The organism is Saccharopolyspora sp. NPDC000995 (genome assembly GCF_053599315.1).
Window position 1 is genome coordinate 14,751 of record NZ_JBSFLZ010000013.1, and the last position, 14,863, is coordinate 29,613.

A 14,863-nucleotide genomic window follows, 5' to 3' on the forward strand; every position below is an offset into this window, starting at 1 on the left:
GGCCCTCACGGGTGCGCGAAGATGGCTTCCATGGCGACTGTCGCTCAATGGATCGAAGGCGCTCGCATCCGCACCTTCCCGAATGCGATCGCACCAGTGCTCGCCGGCACCGGCGCAGCGGCGGGGATCGACAAGTTCGACCCCGTGACCGCGGTTCTAGCGCTCATCGTCTCCATGCTGCTGATCATCGGGGTGAACTTCGCCAACGACTATTCCGACGGGATCCGCGGCACCGACGACGACCGGGTCGGGCCGTTCCGTCTCGTCGGCTCGGGTTCGGCGAGGCCGACCGCGGTGCGCATGGCGGCCTGGGCCTGCTTCGGACTCGCGGCGGTCGCCGGCCTAGGCGCAGTGGTCCTAAGTGGACAATGGTGGCTGCTGGCCATCGGCGGGCTCTGCATCGCCGGGGCCTGGTACTACACCGGCGGCAAGCGCCCCTACGGCTACGCGGGCCTCGGCGAGATCGCCGTGTTCGTCTTCTTCGGCCTGGTCGCCGTCCTGGGCACCATGTACGTGCAGGCCGACACGATCTCCGGCTCCGGCATCGGCGCCGCGGTGGGCATCGGCTCGCTGTCCAGCGCGGTCCTGGTCGCCAACAACCTCCGCGACATCCCGTCCGATCGGGTCACCGGCAAGCGCACCCTCGCGGTGATGCTGGGCGACCGCGACACCCGCACGCTCTACGTCGCGCTGACACTCATCCCGTTCCTGATCACTGTCCTGATCGGGCTGCGCAATTCCTGGGCGCTGCTCGGGTTCCTCGCGCTGCCGCTGCTCATCGTTTCACTGCGCGCGGTGGTCGGCGGCTCGCAGGGACGCGCCTTGATCCCGGCGCTGCGCGACACCGGCTTCGCCATGCTGGCCTGGTCGATCCTCACCGCCCTCGCCGTGGCCTTCGGCTGATTGCGGATGTGCCCCGCCCGACGAAGCAGGGCACACTCAAGTCCTCGCAGCGATGCGCGCGATCGTCATCCAGCCGTGGTCGGCATTTCCGCACGTCCAACGGAGACACACGCTCCGAAACCCGGTCACACCACGACGGCGGCAAGCACGTATTGCGCGATGTGCTGGGCTTTCTCGCACTGGTCGGTACCCACATCGCTCGCCGTCACAGCGACCTGCAGCGTTGCGCCCGCTACACCGGCGAAGACAGTGCAGTCGTTCGCGTGCATGGTCCGCGTCCCGCGGACGGTGCCCAGATCCACCTCGTCGCGGCCGAGCTTCGCAAAACCTTCGGGTTGGACGCCGATCACCACGGAACGCCCACCGGAACGGGCCTGGAAGGTGCAGCCGCGCACCGGCGGATCGAACCCGACCTCCCGCGAAGCACCGCTTTGCACCGGGAACGCCAGCGCGCTCAGCTCGTCCTGGTCGACCAGTCCGCAGAGCTGGTCGGCAGGCAGGTCTGCCAGCCGTTTCCGCTGTTCGGGCGGGACGCTCCGGGTGATCGACGGCGCCGCGGATTCCGTCGTGGACTCCGCCGCGGAAGTGGTCTGACTCGTCGGCGCGGCGGTCGGCGGAGTCTGCTCGCCGGGTGTGCAACCGGCCGCCATTGCGAGCAGTGCGACCGCGGAAAGCCAACCCCAACGCCTCACCGACACACCAACCTTCCTGCGTGGGCTCCGCGCTCAGTCTGCCCGGAACTCGCCGGTGGCGTGGAAGTGGTCCAGGATCTTGGCCGGCACGGTCAGGTCCAGGCCGCGCTCGGCAACCCATTCGTCGTCGAAATAAGTGTGCGTGTAGCGCTCCCCGCCGTCGCAGAGCAGCGTCACGATGCTGCCGCTGCGGCCCTGCCGGATCATCTCCGACACCAGGCTGAACACGCCCCACAGGCTTGTCCCGGTGGAGCCACCGACGCGCCGCCCCAGAATTTTTTCGACCCAGCGGATCGTGGCGATCGATGCCGCGTCCGGCACCTTGATCATCCGGTCGATCGCCTGCCCGACGAACGACGGCTCCACCCGCGGCCGCCCGATGCCTTCGATCAGCGACCCGGAGTCGCTGGTGCGCGTCGGGTCGCCGTCCCGCCAGGCGTCGAAGAACACCGAGTGCTCGGGGTCCACCACGGCCAGTTGCGTGTTGTGCCTGCGGTAGCGCAGATAGCGCCCGATCGTCGCGCTGGTGCCGCCGGTGCCCGCACCGACCACCACCCAAGCCGGTTCGGCGTGCGGTTCCAGCGCGAGCTGCTCGAAGATCGACTCGGCGATGTTGTTGTTGCCACGCCAGTCGGTGGCCCGCTCGGCGTTCGTGAACTGGTCCATGAAGTGGCCGCCGAGCTCGGTGGCCAACCTGCGGGACTCGGTGTAGATCGCGCCCGGCTCGTCCACGAAGTGGCAGCGGCCGCCCTGCCACTCGATGAGCGACACCTTCTCGCGGCTGGTAGATCGGGGCATCACGGCAATGAACGGCAACCCCAGCAGGCGAGCGAAGTAGGCCTCGGAAACCGCCGTGGAGCCCGACGACGCCTCGATGACCGGTGTGTTTTCCGTCACCCAACCGTTGCAGATCGCGTACAGGAACAGCGATCTGGCCAACCGGTGCTTGAGCGAACCAGTCGGATGTGTTGACTCATCCTTGAGGTAAAGATCGACGCCCCACTCTGCGGGCAGCGGAAAGCGCAGCAGGTGGGTGTCCGCGCTACGGTTCGCGTCCGCCTCAATGATGCGGACCGCTTCGCTGGTCCAGCTGCGCGTTCGGGCGCAGGAACGGTCGATTTGGGCGTTGTCGGTCACTGGGCTTCCGAGGTTCTCTCGCCGCGCAGCTGCGCGCGGAGCTCTTCTCGATGCTCCCGGCGTTCGGCCGCACGTTCCGCCATGCCGACCGCGACCCTGCGGCGCAGCGGACCGAACACGAGCATCGACAACGGCATCACGACCACTACGGAGACCGCGAGCGCGACCAGGGCGGGGACGTGCACCAGCATCAACACCGCGGCCACCGCAGCCACCATTCCAAGCCTGGCGGCGGTGTAGAGCACGATGTCGCGCACGAGGTTCGGCTTCGAGCCCTGGTTCGCGGTTCCGACTCCTTGCTGTTCCTGCACGTCATCCAGGTTAGAGCAAACAGAACCGCACCCAGTGCGGCCCCGCCCGAAGCGCCGTTTTCGTCCCTTACCTTCCCTTTACCTAAACCCAAATGTTCGAGTACCTGACCATCGAGGTGCCAGGATGCGACCGGAATGCCCGAAAACCCACTACTCGCAACGTGGAGGTCACCTGTGACCGCGACGACCCAGCAGCCTCGCCAGAACGGTCAGGAGCAGCTCCTCACCCCCGGTGAGGTCGCGGCGCTCTTCCGGGTCGATCCCAAGACCGTGACCCGGTGGGCGACCGCCGGCCGGATCGGCTCCATCCGGACCCCCGGCGGCCACCGCCGCTTCCGCGAGTCCGAGGTGCGCGCCCTGCTGGCCGAGCTGACCAACGACGTCAACCGATCGGCCTGAGCGGCGATCGGTGCGACCCGGCGCCTCGGACGCCGGAGAGCACCCCGCCACCGAAGATCTGAAGATCGCCGGCGGTCCCGGCGACCGCCGATCCAGGTGGCGCCTCGCCCACCACGCGAGGCGCCACCTGGATCCGCCATCGGCAGTGCCACCTGCGACGACGACAACCGCACCCGGGATTGGCTAATCTCGAAGCGGAACAGTTGGAGGTGGCCACGATGATCTACGTCCTGGCAGCGATCGGCGCGCTCACCGTCGTCGTGCTGATGTGGAAGGCCTTCGGCCCCCAGGTGACTGGGGTGGCAGGGCGACGCCCCCGGCAGGCCCCCATCGCTCCGGACGACGACCCCGAGTTCCTACGCCGGCTCGGCGACGAGCAGCGCAAGCCGCGATCCGGAGAGGACGACTGAGCGCGCCGCCGGTGTGGGCGGCAGCGCCCACACAACGCGCCATCAGCCCCGGTTACGGCCGGAGGCGTGCGGGAAGTCGTCGGCCACGATCGCGGCCAGTTCCAGCAGCGCCATCCTGGTGGGCGCGTCGAGCCGATCCAGCTCCACTTCCGCGCCTTCTTCCAGGTGCGGGTCGAACGGGACCCTCGAAACCGCGCGGCAGCGAGCCCCGAAATGCGCGGCCAACTTGTCCACGTCGACCTTGCCGGACGCCGGGCGCACCGAGTTGATCACCGCGACGGACCGGGACACCAGGTCGCCGTAGCCGTGCGCGTCCAGCCAGTCCAATGTGGCCGAAGCGCTGCGCGCCCCGTCGATCGAGCTGGACGACACGATGATCAGCGAGTCCGCCAGGTCCAGCACGCCCTTCATCGCGGAGTGCATCAGGCCGGTGCCGCAGTCGGTCAACACCACGTTGTAGAAGTGCTCCAGCAGCGTGACGGTGCGCCGGTAGTCGTCTTCGCTGAAGGCTTCGGAAACGGCCGGATCCTGTTCGCTGGCGAGGATCTCCAGTCGGCTCGGCCCTTGCGAGGTGTAGGAACGGACGTCGCTGTACTTGCGGATCCGGTGCGCGTCGCGCAGCAGGTGCCGCACGGTCGCAGTGGTTTCCAGTGGGATCTTCTGACTCAGCGTGCCACGGTCCGGGTTCGCGTCGACGGCGATCACCCGGTCGCCGCGCAGCGACGAGAAGGTGGAGCCGAGCGTCGCGGTGGTCGTGGTCTTGCCGACACCGCCCTTGAGGCTCAGCATCGCGATCTTGTAGCAGCCCTGCAGCGGCTGGTTGATCCGGGCGATCAGCTCGCGGCGCTGCCGATCGGCCGGCCCCTCGCCGAGGTTCATGGTCTTGCCGCTGGCCAGGTAGACGGCCTTGCGCCAACCCGACTGGGGTGACCGTTTGGTCGGCCGGAGCAGCTGAGCGGACGAGAGGTCCTGACCGAATGGCTGATCCCCGGCACCACCGGGCGGGGCAGCCTGGGGGTATGACGAAAACGACTGCTGCGGGCCCGGTTGCGGCCCGCCCTGCGGGTTCTGCGGCGCGTACGGGTGCACGGGGAAGGGCTGCTCACCCGCGGTCGGATTCGGTCCGGACTGCCCGCCTGACACCGGCGCGTACGGTCCGGACTGCCCTCCGGAAACTGGCGGAAATGGCCCGGAGGGTCCACCGGAAACCGAGTAGGGCCCCGACTGCGCTCCGGGCGACGGGTGCGCACCCGAGGTGTTCGGCTGCTGCTGCGGACCGGCGGCTGGCCCCGGCGGGAACTGCTGCGGGCCGGACTGGTTCGGATCGGCGTATTGCGGCGGGGCTGCGGAGCCGCTCGGTGCACCGCCCGGGTAGTACGGCTGCGGCGCGTCGGCCGTCGAGTATGCGCCGGACTGCTCGGGTTGCGACGGGGCCACGTACGACGGTGTCAGGTGCCCGGCGGCCGTGTGCTGCGGTTGCCCCGGAGACGTCGTTGGCTCGACATGCGGACCGTCCGGAGCCGACGCGGCGCCGTCGCCCGTGGTTTGCGGCTCGGCGACCGCACCGTCGGCCTGCGTCGAGGCGGTACCCGTCTCGCGCCGCGCTACGGGCTCTTCGTACTGACCGGTCACCGTTGCCTTCCCTCCAACAATTGAGTCGGGCCCTGCCGGACCGAACCGAGATCTCCCCGTCTCCGCAAGGCACGGTAGTCCCAGATATACCCACAAGTCACCGGGGGTGGCAGGTCATTTCCGCCGACGGTCGCCGCGCGGGGAGACCGAACTACGCAGGTGGCGGGCGGCACGCTGGGAAATGCGGCCGTTGCCGCCGATTCGCGGCGGCGCACCGACCGACGCAGATCACGAACTCACAGTCCAGCGTACGAGTGAAGCCCGGCGACGACGATGTTGATGAAGAACAGGTTGAAGATCATGACGGCCAGACCGAAAATGTTGATCCACGCTGCCCGGACGCCCCGCCAGCCGGCGGTGGCGCGGGCGTGCAGGTATGCGGCGTAGACGACCCACGCGACGAACGCGCAGGTCTCCTTCGGGTCCCAGCCCCAGAACCGGCCCCAGGCTGCCTCCGCCCAGATCGCGCCAGCGACGATCGCGAACGTCCAGATCGGGAAGATGATCACGGTGGCGCGGTAGGCCATCCGGTCCAGCGCCTGGCTGGTCGGGAGCCGGGAGCCGAACCTGGCCAGCTTCAGCGGGTTGTTCTCGAACCGGCACCGCAGCAGGTAAAGCACACTCGAGACACCGGCGAAGAGCAGGGCACCGCTGGAAACGATCGCCGCCGCGACGTGGATCACGATCCAGTAGGACTGCAGCGCCGGCTGCAGCGGGGCGGCCTTGGCGTAGAGCACCGTGCCGGAGAGGAACAGCAGCAGGATGACCGGCAGCATCAGGAAGCCACCGAGCCCGCGCAGCTGCGCCGGGGTGGACTCGCGGCGCTCGGCGCGCAGTTGCCGGAACAGCACGATGACCCAGGCGACCACCGCGGCCAGGCAGATCGCCGAACCGAACTCGTACATGTTGCCCCAAGGCACCCGGCCGGTGGCGAAACCGCGCAACAGAAGAGAGGCAGCGTGCACCAACGCGCCGAGCACGGTCATGGCGACGGCCATGCCGCCGAGGCGCTCGCTCAGCGGGCGCTTCTGCGGGGTCTCAACGTGCCCGATCACCGGTGTCGAGGTGGCCCCTCCACCGGCATTGACCAGCGTCGACTCGCGCTTGCGGACTCCCACCCCGGTCCTGCCGTAAGCGAATTCCCCGAAGTACAGCAACATCGCGGCGATGTAGACGACCACGGAGGTCGCGTACGCCATGTCGCTGTAGGTCGACAGCGTCTGATTGACCGGCATCAGCTCTTCCTTTCGCGCACGGGCCCTGCGACCGCGCGTGACTGCGGCGAGTGATCGACACCCGTGCCGAGCAGGTCGGCGGTCAGCCTGGTGAACTCCTCGCCATACCCGGCCTGATCGGTCCGGGCGAGTCCGCCGACTTCGACAACGGTACGCGCGGAACCGGAATCACCCGGTTCCGGGCTCGGTACGGCACGGACCCACACCCGGCGGCGCTTGATGGTCAGCGAGGTGCCGATGCCGAAGATGATCGCGATGGCGAAGCCGAGCACCCACGGCTGGAACGGGTCGTGCGAGACCTGCAGGTTGGCCCAGCGTTCGACGCCGTCGAAGTGGACCCTGGTGCCGTCGTCGAGGCGGATCTCCTCGCCGGGGCGCAGGTTCTGCCGGGCGACCCGCTTGAGCCTGCCCTGGTCCACCATGGACTGGTCGACGCTGAAGATCGACTGGCCGCGGCCGGAGTCTAGGCCGAGGTCGCCGCGTAGCACGTCCACGGCCACGGCCGGATCGAGCAGGTCCGGGAAGCCGGAGCTCAGGACCTTGCCGTCGAAGGTGGCGGTGGGCGCGAACAGGCCGGTGATCGCGAGCTGGCGCTGACGCCGCTGCACCTCGTCCTGCACGCCCGGCGGATCGAATTTGGTGGCGCCCTGCGACAGCATCGTCTGAACGGAAACCGGCTGCCACTGGATGAGCCCGGTGCGCTGCTGGCCGTCGGGGAACGTAACCGTGAATTTCGGGGCGTAGCCGTTGCCGGTCAGGTAGACGCGGTCGCCGGCGATGCGCAGCGGGTGGTTGACCTGCAGTAGGTAAGGCTGCCAGGTGTTGGTGTCAAGGTCGCCGCCGGCCTGGTACTGCATGTCGACGCGGTAGCTCTCGACCTGCCCGGTCGGCTGGTACTTCACTTCGAAGTCGTTGAGGCGCACGCAGAACGGGTTGAGCTGGGTGCCGTCGACGGTGAGCCCGGCGCGGAAGGAGTCGTAGTTGTAGGTCCCGGAGTTGCAGAACTCGGAGCCGTCGGCGACCACGATGACCTGGCCCTCGTAGCCGTACAACTTACCGCCTGCGACGCCGATGAGCATGCCCACCAGGGCGAAGTGGAAGACGAGGTTGCCGATCTCCCGCAGGAAACCGCGCTCGGCGCTGATCGAAAGCGCGCCATCGTCATCTTCGCGTTCAACCATGCGCCAGCCGCGCAGTCGCTTGCGGGCGGAGGTCATCACCTCGTCGACCGAGGCGTCGAGGGTGGCCTGCTCGTAGTGCGGCATCCGGCCGAGGTTGCGCGGCGTCCGGACCGGCTTGCTGCGCCACTGCTTGTAGTACTCCCAGCAGCGTGGCAGCAGGCAGCCGATCAGCGAGATGAACAGCAGCACGTAGATGGAGGCGAACCAGACCGAACTGAACACCTCGAACGCGCCGAGCTTGTCCAGGATCGGCGCCAGATTCGGGTAATCGTTGAAGTACCGGTCCACTTCGGTCTGGTTCAGCGAGCGCTGCGGGATCAGCGCACCTGGCAGCGCGGCGAGCGCGAGCAGGAACAGCAGCACCAGGGCGGTGCGCATCGAGGTCAGCCCGCGCCAGGTGTTGCGCACGAACGCCAGGGTCGCCTTGAGGAATCCGGACATCAGATCAGCGTCTCGAAACCGGCGATCGGACCCTGCAGCACCGCGATCAGCTCTCCCCACAAACCGGTGACGAGCAGCAGGCCCACCACCACCAACAGCACGCCACCCGCGATCTGGATGGCGCGGGCACGCCGACGCAACCAGCCGGCGCTTCGGATCGCCCACCGGGCCCCGATCGCCAGCAGCACGAACGGCAGCCCCAGGCCCACGCAGTAGGCCAGGACGAGCAGTACGCCGCGGACCGCCATACCGGTCCCGGCGTTGGTAGCGATCGCCACCGACGTGACCCCGGCTAGCGTCGGGCCCAGGCACGGCGTCCAGCCGAGCCCGAACACAGCTCCCAGCAGCGGCGCACCCCACACCCCGGCGCGTGGCACCCGGTGCAGCCGGACGTCGCGCTGCAGGGCGGGCACGAAACCGAGGAAGACCAGCCCCATCGCGACCGTGACGACCCCGCCGATGCGCTGCAACAGCAGCTCATTGGCCAACAGCACGTCTGACAGCCCGAGGAGGAGGAGCGTTCCCGAGGCGAAGACAACGGTGAACCCGGCTACGAAGAGCAGGGCGGCTCCGGCGACCCGCCAACGCCCGCGGCGGCCTTGCTCGGCCTCCGCGACGTCCAGCGGCGGCGCCTCGGCGCCGACGACACCGGCCAGGTAGGCCAGGTATCCGGGCACCAGCGGCACTACGCAGGGCGAGGCGAAGCTGATCGCCCCGGCGAGCACTGCGATCGCCGCCGCGAACAGCAGCGGACCGGTCGCGGCGAGCTCAGTGGGGTTCACACTTCGAGGGTAGGAAAGTCAATAGGGCGATCTACCACCGGGCTCGGTGAACCGCCCCACATCTTTCCTGGTGGACGCCTTGGGCAGGCACGACGCGTTCCGGCCAGGGCCGTAGGTCCCGCGTTTTCGGGACCACTGCACACCCTCCGGACCGCCAGGAGCCGAGCATCACACCGGGCCAGAGCCCAGCACGCCCACTTCCGAACGGGCCACCACCTGGACTACGGAGTGGTCCGGAGCGGCGATTTCGCGCTCACCCACCGGCACGGGCCTGGAACCCTGACGGGCCTGGAACCCTCAGCTCTGTTCGGCGGCGACCTTCTGGACTTCGGGGAGCAGCTCGCTCTCCAACATCTCCGTCAGGAAGACCGCCGCGACGCGGTGCTGCCGGTCCAGGACGATCGTGGCCGGGACGGTGCTGCGCGGGAACTGCCGCAGCGCCAGCAGCGTGCGACCCGAGGGGTCGAAGATCGACGGATAGGTCAGCTTCCGGTCGCGGTGGAAGTCCGCGGCGGCGCTCTGGCTGTCCCGCACGTTGATGCCGAGCACCTGGACGCCCTGGGCGGCGGTCTTGTCCTGCACCGCCTGCAGGTCGTCCGCCTCGGACCGGCACGGCCCGCACCACGAGCCCCAGATGTTCAGGACGACGACCTTGTCCTTGAAGTCGTCCAGCCCGATCTGCTTGTTCGGTTCCAGGAGGCTCTCGCCGGACATGCCGGAAACCCGGCCGCGCTGCTCCGGCGGGTAGAAGATGCGGGTCTGCCCGCCGGGCGAGACGAAGGTGAACTCACCGCCGCCGCCCTGCGAGACGGCATCGTCGCCCTGGGTCGCGCAGCCGGCGACCAGCGCTAACGCCGCACCGACCAGCCCGAACCGCATTAACTGTCGTTTCATGCCCCTGTCACCTTCGGATCGGTTTCCCCGGCCGGTTCGACGTAAGCGATCCGGATCAGTTCTTCGCCGCGGAACACCAGGCTCGTCAGCGACGCCAGCGAGCACTGCCGCCGCCGCGGGTCGTGCCACATCGGCTTGCCTTCCAGGAAGCGGCGCAGCGTCCAGATCGGCAGCTGGTGGGAAACGCACACCGCCTCGTGACCGGCGGCGGCCGCCCGGGCCCGGTGCGCCGCGCCCAGCATGCGGTGTGCGATCTGCAGGTACGGCTCGCCCCACGACGGACGCAGCGGGTTCCGCAGCTTCGGCCAGTGCTTCGGCGACCGCAGCGCACCGTCCCCGACCGAGACCTTCAGGCCTTCGAAGCGGTTGTCTGCCTCGATGAGCCGGTCATCGGTGGCCACGTCGAGTTGGAACGCCGCGCTGATCGGCATGGCCGTCTGCTGGGCGCGCTGCAGCGGCGAAGCGACGACGTGCGTGACCTCGCGCCCGGTCAGAAACTCCGCCACGATCTTGGCCTGCTGTTCGCCCCGGTCCGACAACCGGTATCCCGGCAGACGGCCGTAGAGGATGCCGTCGGGGTTGTGCACCTCGCCGTGGCGCAGGAAGTGCACCACGGTCTTCTCGCCAGTCATGCGCGCGCCTCCGGGGAGGTGGCCGCGGCGGCGGCCCGGGCGGCGTACGGCAGAGCTTCGGCGATCGCCTCGAATGCCGCCTCGTCCATCGCCGCGTTGACGAACCAGGACTCGAACGCGCTCGGCGGCGCGTACACGCCGCGCCGGAGCAGCTCGTGGAAGAACGCGGGGAACCGCCAGACCTGCTGGGCCTGTGCCTGTTCGTAGTTGTGCACCGGGGTCTCGCTAAAGAAGACGCTGACCATGTTCGCGGCGTTTGCGATCTGGTGCGGCACACCTTCTGCGGTCAGCGCCGCGCCGAGCAGATCTCCGAGCCGCTTGCTGTTGCGGTCCAGCGCCGCGTATACCTCGGCGTCGGCGGCGCGCAGGTTGGCCAGCCCGGCGGCGACAGCGACTGGGTTCCCGGACAGCGTTCCCGCCTGGTACACCGGCCCGGACGGGGCGAGGCGGGCCATGATGTCGGCACGTCCGCCGAAGGCCGCCGCGGGCAGCCCGCCGGACATCACCTTGCCGAACGTGTAGAGGTCACCGGCGATGCCGTCGATACCGAACCAACCGGCCGCGGAAACGCGGAAACCGGTCATGACCTCGTCCATGATCAGCAGCGCCCCAGCGGCGCTGGTGAGCTCCCGCAGCGCGGCGTTGAAACCGGGCAGCGGCGCGACCGCGCCCATGTTGCCCGCCGCGGCCTCGGTGATCACGCAGGCGATCTGGTCGCCCTGCTCGGCGAAGACCTGCCGCACGGCTTCGAGGTCGTTGTAGGGCAGCACGATGGTGTCCGCCGCCTGCGCACCGGTGACGCCCGGCGACGTCGGCAGCCCAAGGGTGGCGACCCCAGAGCCGGCGCTGGCCAGCAGCGCGTCGACGTGGCCGTGGTAGCAGCCGGCGAACTTGACGATCTTCTGGCGGCCGGTGAACCCGCGGGCCAGCCGGACGGCGCTCATCGTCGCCTCGGTGCCGGAGTTGACCAGCCGGACCTGCTCGACCGGTTCGACGCGGTCGATGATCTCCCGGGCGAGGTCGATCTCACCGGCACCCGGCGTGCCGAAGGAAAGACCGTGCGAAGCGGCTTCCTGCACCGCCCGAACCACGTCGGGGTGCGCGTGGCCGTTGATCATCGGCCCCCAGGAGGACACCAGGTCGACGTAGCGGTTGTCGTCGGCGTCCCACAGGTAGGCACCTTCGCCGCGGACCATGAAACGCGGTGTGCCGCCTACCGAGTGGAACGCCCGGACCGGCGAATTCACGCCGCCCGGCGTCACCGCGAGCGCGCGCTCGAACAGCTGCCGCGACCGCGGAGCCGGATCGTCGTTCGAATTCGATGCGTGGTTCGCAGGAGCTGTCACGTCCCCAGTCTGACAGGCGCGGCGCAGTGACCGGTCACACCCCGTTGGACTCCCGGCGGCGAGCCCGCGACGCCAGCACCGACTGCCGGATCGCGTCAAGCAGCAGCAACCCGGCCAGCGTCACCGCACCCACGGAGGTGCCCAGCCAGCTCCCGATCGACCTGGTGACGACGTCGACGGCGCCTTGCGGTCCCGGCAGGTAGATCGTCACCGTTCCGCGCTGCCACGCCCACCAACCCACGAGCACCAGCACCACGGCCACGACCAGCTCGATCCCGGCCACGGCGGCCCGCCACGGCTGGTTCAGCCCGGCTGAACGGGTTGGTTCGTCGGCGTGCTCGGCGCTTTCGGTGTCGACTGTGAGCTTCGGCCCGTCAGCAGGCCACGGTTGGGGAGTCGTCACGCGAAGAAGCGTCTCACGACGCACCGTGCACACCGCAAACAGCCGAGCAAGCGCTACTCCAACCGCCCAGCGCAGCCATGAGCGACTACTCCTCCACCAGGCGGGCCAGGGCCGCCAACAGGGCTTCGGGGTCCTTCGCCCAGGCCAGGACCACTTCGTCGGGTTCGAGTCGCAGCGGCACCTCACCCGTTCCCCTCGGGACCGTCCAGCTTCCGCCAAGCACTCGTGCCCCAACCGGCGCTCCTACATCGGTGACCGCCGCGATGCGGCTGACCGCGAGCTCTTCCCGCCCCTGCACCAGCTCTGCGTGCGTCAGCCGCACCGAAACCAGTCGGCGGCGGCCGTACACCCAGATCGCGGCGGCGGCCGCGAGCACACCGCCGACCAGCAGCCACGCCGTCGCGTTCACCGGGCCCGGTGTCAACGCCTCGACGCCGAACCCGAGCAGCGCGAACACTGGTCCCCACAGCAACGGCCACCAACTGCTGCCGCGCTCCGAATACAGCATCAGTTCAGTCATGCTCACCCGTCAGCCAGTCCGTGCTCGAACGCAGCCACATCAGCACTGCGGCGACGGCCCCCAGGATGAGCAGGACCGCGTTCACGCTGAACACCGCCCCGGTGCCCAGCAGCATCACCAGGTGCAGCAGTGCGAACGCCGACAGCACGACGCGGGCCCAAGGGCGCCGTTTGAACAGCAGCGCCCCCAACACCAGGTAGGCCGCCGCCAGCACCGCGGCGATCCCGGTGTTCATCATGAGCAGTTGCTGCGTGCGCTCCACCGCGTCCGCGGCTGTGGCCTGGCGCCGCTCGATCATCCGTCCCGCCAGTTCGGCGCGCCCGACCCACATCAACGCCGTCTGCCACGCGAGCACGAGTGCCACCACCCACCACAGGACGATGGCGTAGCGCAGCGGTCGCGGCGAATCCATCAGAACCGGCTCGCCGCCTTGAAGTACCAGTTCGACGGCTTCAGGTAGGCCAACGTGAGGAACACGATCATCCCCACCAGGCCCAGCCCGGTCTGGCTGTAGGACAACGCGAAGTACGAGCTGGGCAGGTTCGCGCCTTCCAAGTCACCGGACATCGTCATGCCGCCGCCCTGGATCAGCGCGATGACGCCGAAGAGCATCCAGAGGCCCGCGAACACCGTGAGCGTGATCCGCGCCCAGTTCTTCCCGGCCCGCATCTTGAAGCCGAAGAGAATCCACAACCCGGTCAGGACCAGGTAGATGATCGTGAGGAAGACGAAGAAGAAAAGCATGACCCCGTTGGCGACGGACGAAATCTGCTGGTCGAGATCCGGGTCGCCCACGCTGCCGGAGATGGAGTTGTTCACGAAGCCCTGCAGCAGCATGTAGCTCACCACGGACAGCACCGTGGCCAGCAGCGGCACGACGATCGCGATCCAGAACGCGATCTCCACGGTGATCGGCCGCTGGAACGCGCTCAGCTCCTGCGCCGGAACCGGCGGCGCCGCGAACGGATTCGACTGCGGATACTGCGGATACTGCGGGTACTGCTGCGGAAACCCGCCGGATGGAGTCCCGCCCTGCGGGTACCCACCTTGTTGCCAAGGATTTTGCGGTGAAGTCACGCGACAAACAGTATGAACAGGGCTGAGTCGCTGTCCACTTGGTTGCGCAAACTCACCTGCACCGCACCAGTTCGATGTAGTCGTTCGACGGTTCCAGGAACACCGGGATCGTGACCTGGTAGACCAGCTGCGACGCGAGAAGGTGCGGATTCGGCCCCCCTGCCAAGGGTTTGGGGCGAAGTCACCCGCCGACCGGAACGCGAGTGATCGGCTCGGCTGTCGACATCGCCGACGTCCGGGAACCGCCCCGGTTTGTGCGAACTCACCTGCCGCGCGCGGCCTTGAAGTAGTCGTTCGACGGCTTCAGGAACACGAGGACGATGAAGAGCGCCGTCGTGATCGGGACGATGATGAACATCTGGACCATGCCGATGATCGCCGAGGGACTGCTGAAGACGGGCCCGAAGTTCCCGCCGACGGCCACCAGGAACGAGGCGATCGAGTAGATGGTGTAGATCAGCCAGATCGTAGACATGACCACCAGCGAGGTCCGGGCCCAACCGCGCCCGCGCCGCATCAGAAGCGAGAAAACGATCCAGAGGACCGCGGACACCACTGCGATGCCGACGAAGATCACGTTGGCGAGGAGTGCGGACCACATGTCCGAGATGTACTTGCCGAACATGACGATCATGATCACGAAGTTGAGAACGCTCAGCGCCGCGGACAGCGGCGGCATCACGAGCCCGACGACGCTGGCGAAGCCCACGGTGCCGGGCACGCGCGGCTTCCCGGCGGGAATCTGCTGCGGATAGCCCGCGCGCGGCGCGAACTGCTGGGGATTCTGGCCCTGCTGCCAGGGGTTCTGGGGCGCTGTCACCCGGAAACCGTAGTACAGCGGATCATTGCGACTTGCCGGAATTCCCCA

General features: G+C 68.5%; 18 protein-coding genes. 3 read left to right on the forward strand and 15 right to left on the reverse strand.

The window, feature by feature from the left end; all coding sequences use genetic code 11:
* The first annotated feature begins 30 nt into the window (after positions 1-30).
* On the forward strand, positions 31-903 hold the full coding sequence (locus ACWDKQ_RS07160) for a 1,4-dihydroxy-2-naphthoate polyprenyltransferase (RefSeq protein WP_450137856.1): 873 nt from the start codon (positions 31-33) through the stop codon (positions 901-903).
* Between the two features lie 125 nt (positions 904-1,028).
* Here the strand turns inward: ACWDKQ_RS07160 and ACWDKQ_RS07165 are convergent, their stop codons facing one another.
* Genes ACWDKQ_RS07165 through ACWDKQ_RS07175 form a run of 3 tightly spaced genes read right to left on the reverse strand, consistent with a single transcriptional unit; the run spans position 1,029 to position 3,043 of the window.
* Complete coding sequence (locus tag ACWDKQ_RS07165; protein ID WP_450137857.1) at positions 1,029-1,595, reverse strand: DUF3558 family protein; 567 nt, start codon at positions 1,593-1,595, stop codon at positions 1,029-1,031.
* Between the two features lie 33 nt (positions 1,596-1,628).
* The gene (locus ACWDKQ_RS07170; RefSeq protein WP_450137858.1) at positions 1,629-2,732 is read right to left on the reverse strand and encodes a PLP-dependent cysteine synthase family protein; all 1,104 of its coding nucleotides are present in this window, start codon (positions 2,730-2,732) and stop codon (positions 1,629-1,631) included.
* The gene (locus ACWDKQ_RS07175; protein ID WP_450137859.1) at positions 2,729-3,043 is read right to left on the reverse strand and encodes a DUF4229 domain-containing protein; all 315 of its coding nucleotides are present in this window, start codon (positions 3,041-3,043) and stop codon (positions 2,729-2,731) included. Before ACWDKQ_RS07175 ends, ACWDKQ_RS07170 begins: the two co-directional genes overlap by 4 nt.
* A gap of 174 nt (positions 3,044-3,217) precedes the next feature.
* Here ACWDKQ_RS07175 and ACWDKQ_RS07180 point away from each other — a divergent pair, with 174 nt between their 5' ends.
* Together ACWDKQ_RS07180 and ACWDKQ_RS07185 are read left to right on the forward strand one after the other, a co-directional pair.
* Positions 3,218-3,442 (forward strand): BldC family transcriptional regulator, encoded by a 225-nt coding sequence (locus tag ACWDKQ_RS07180; protein WP_450137860.1) that lies wholly within the window; start codon positions 3,218-3,220, stop codon positions 3,440-3,442.
* A 218-nt stretch (positions 3,443-3,660) separates the two neighbouring features.
* Positions 3,661-3,852, forward strand: a complete 192-nt coding sequence (locus ACWDKQ_RS07185) for a hypothetical protein (protein WP_450137861.1) — start codon at positions 3,661-3,663, stop codon at positions 3,850-3,852.
* 42 nt (positions 3,853-3,894) lie between these two features.
* Here ACWDKQ_RS07185 and ACWDKQ_RS07190 read toward each other — a convergent pair whose 3' ends face one another.
* The 12 genes from ACWDKQ_RS07190 to ACWDKQ_RS07245 all read right to left on the reverse strand — a co-directional run bounded on the left by ACWDKQ_RS07190 (position 3,895) and on the right by ACWDKQ_RS07245 (position 14,815).
* Entirely contained in the window at positions 3,895-5,484 is a 1,590-nt protein-coding gene (locus tag ACWDKQ_RS07190; RefSeq protein WP_450137862.1) for an AAA family ATPase, read from the reverse strand.
* Positions 5,485-5,720: 236 nt separating this feature from the next.
* Entirely contained in the window at positions 5,721-6,719 is a 999-nt protein-coding gene (ccsB, locus tag ACWDKQ_RS07195; RefSeq protein ID WP_450137863.1) for a c-type cytochrome biogenesis protein CcsB, read from the reverse strand.
* Complete coding sequence (resB, locus tag ACWDKQ_RS07200) at positions 6,719-8,341, reverse strand: cytochrome c biogenesis protein ResB (protein WP_450137864.1); 1,623 nt, start codon at positions 8,339-8,341, stop codon at positions 6,719-6,721. The genes ccsB and resB overlap by 1 nt, the downstream gene beginning before the upstream one ends.
* Positions 8,341-9,123, reverse strand: a complete 783-nt coding sequence (locus ACWDKQ_RS07205; protein WP_450137865.1) for a cytochrome c biogenesis CcdA family protein — start codon at positions 9,121-9,123, stop codon at positions 8,341-8,343. The genes resB and ACWDKQ_RS07205 overlap by 1 nt, the downstream gene beginning before the upstream one ends.
* A 297-nt stretch (positions 9,124-9,420) precedes the next feature.
* Complete coding sequence (locus ACWDKQ_RS07210) at positions 9,421-10,017, reverse strand: TlpA disulfide reductase family protein (protein ID WP_450137866.1); 597 nt, start codon at positions 10,015-10,017, stop codon at positions 9,421-9,423.
* Positions 10,014-10,649, reverse strand: coding sequence for a histidine phosphatase family protein (locus ACWDKQ_RS07215; RefSeq protein ID WP_450137867.1), 636 nt, complete (start codon positions 10,647-10,649; stop codon positions 10,014-10,016). Before ACWDKQ_RS07215 ends, ACWDKQ_RS07210 begins: the two co-directional genes overlap by 4 nt.
* A complete protein-coding gene (hemL, locus tag ACWDKQ_RS07220; protein ID WP_450137868.1) occupies positions 10,646-11,995 on the reverse strand; it encodes a glutamate-1-semialdehyde 2,1-aminomutase in 1,350 nt (449 codons plus the stop codon). The genes ACWDKQ_RS07215 and hemL overlap by 4 nt, the downstream gene beginning before the upstream one ends.
* A gap of 34 nt (positions 11,996-12,029) precedes the next feature.
* Positions 12,030-12,398: a hypothetical protein gene (locus ACWDKQ_RS07225; protein ID WP_450137869.1), complete on the reverse strand. Its 369-nt coding sequence runs from the start codon at positions 12,396-12,398 to the stop codon at positions 12,030-12,032.
* A gap of 85 nt (positions 12,399-12,483) precedes the next feature.
* Positions 12,484-12,918, reverse strand: coding sequence for a hypothetical protein (locus tag ACWDKQ_RS07230; protein WP_450137870.1), 435 nt, complete (start codon positions 12,916-12,918; stop codon positions 12,484-12,486).
* Entirely contained in the window at positions 12,911-13,330 is a 420-nt protein-coding gene (locus tag ACWDKQ_RS07235) for a hypothetical protein (protein ID WP_450137871.1), read from the reverse strand. The genes ACWDKQ_RS07230 and ACWDKQ_RS07235 overlap by 8 nt, the downstream gene beginning before the upstream one ends.
* Positions 13,330-13,995, reverse strand: a complete 666-nt coding sequence (locus ACWDKQ_RS07240) for a hypothetical protein (RefSeq protein WP_450137872.1) — start codon at positions 13,993-13,995, stop codon at positions 13,330-13,332. The genes ACWDKQ_RS07235 and ACWDKQ_RS07240 overlap by 1 nt, the downstream gene beginning before the upstream one ends.
* 262 nt (positions 13,996-14,257) lie before the next feature.
* On the reverse strand, positions 14,258-14,815 hold the full coding sequence (locus ACWDKQ_RS07245; protein ID WP_450137873.1) for a hypothetical protein: 558 nt from the start codon (positions 14,813-14,815) through the stop codon (positions 14,258-14,260).
* Between the last annotated feature and the right edge of the window lie 48 nt (positions 14,816-14,863).

Coding starts and splice junctions, on each gene's coding strand:
- ccsB (WP_450137863.1), bottom strand. CDS start 6,719: ATGCCGGTCAATCAGACGCTGTCGACCTACAGCGACATGGCGTACGCG.
- resB (WP_450137864.1), bottom strand. CDS start 8,341: ATGTCCGGATTCCTCAAGGCGACCCTGGCGTTCGTGCGCAACACCTGG.
- ACWDKQ_RS07230 (WP_450137870.1), bottom strand. CDS start 12,918: ATGACTGAACTGATGCTGTATTCGGAGCGCGGCAGCAGTTGGTGGCCG.
- ACWDKQ_RS07210 (WP_450137866.1), bottom strand. CDS start 10,017: ATGAAACGACAGTTAATGCGGTTCGGGCTGGTCGGTGCGGCGTTAGCG.
- ACWDKQ_RS07185 (WP_450137861.1), top strand. CDS start 3,661: ATGATCTACGTCCTGGCAGCGATCGGCGCGCTCACCGTCGTCGTGCTG.
- ACWDKQ_RS07215 (WP_450137867.1), bottom strand. CDS start 10,649: ATGACTGGCGAGAAGACCGTGGTGCACTTCCTGCGCCACGGCGAGGTG.
- ACWDKQ_RS07235 (WP_450137871.1), bottom strand. CDS start 13,330: ATGGATTCGCCGCGACCGCTGCGCTACGCCATCGTCCTGTGGTGGGTG.
- ACWDKQ_RS07160 (WP_450137856.1), top strand. CDS start 31: ATGGCGACTGTCGCTCAATGGATCGAAGGCGCTCGCATCCGCACCTTC.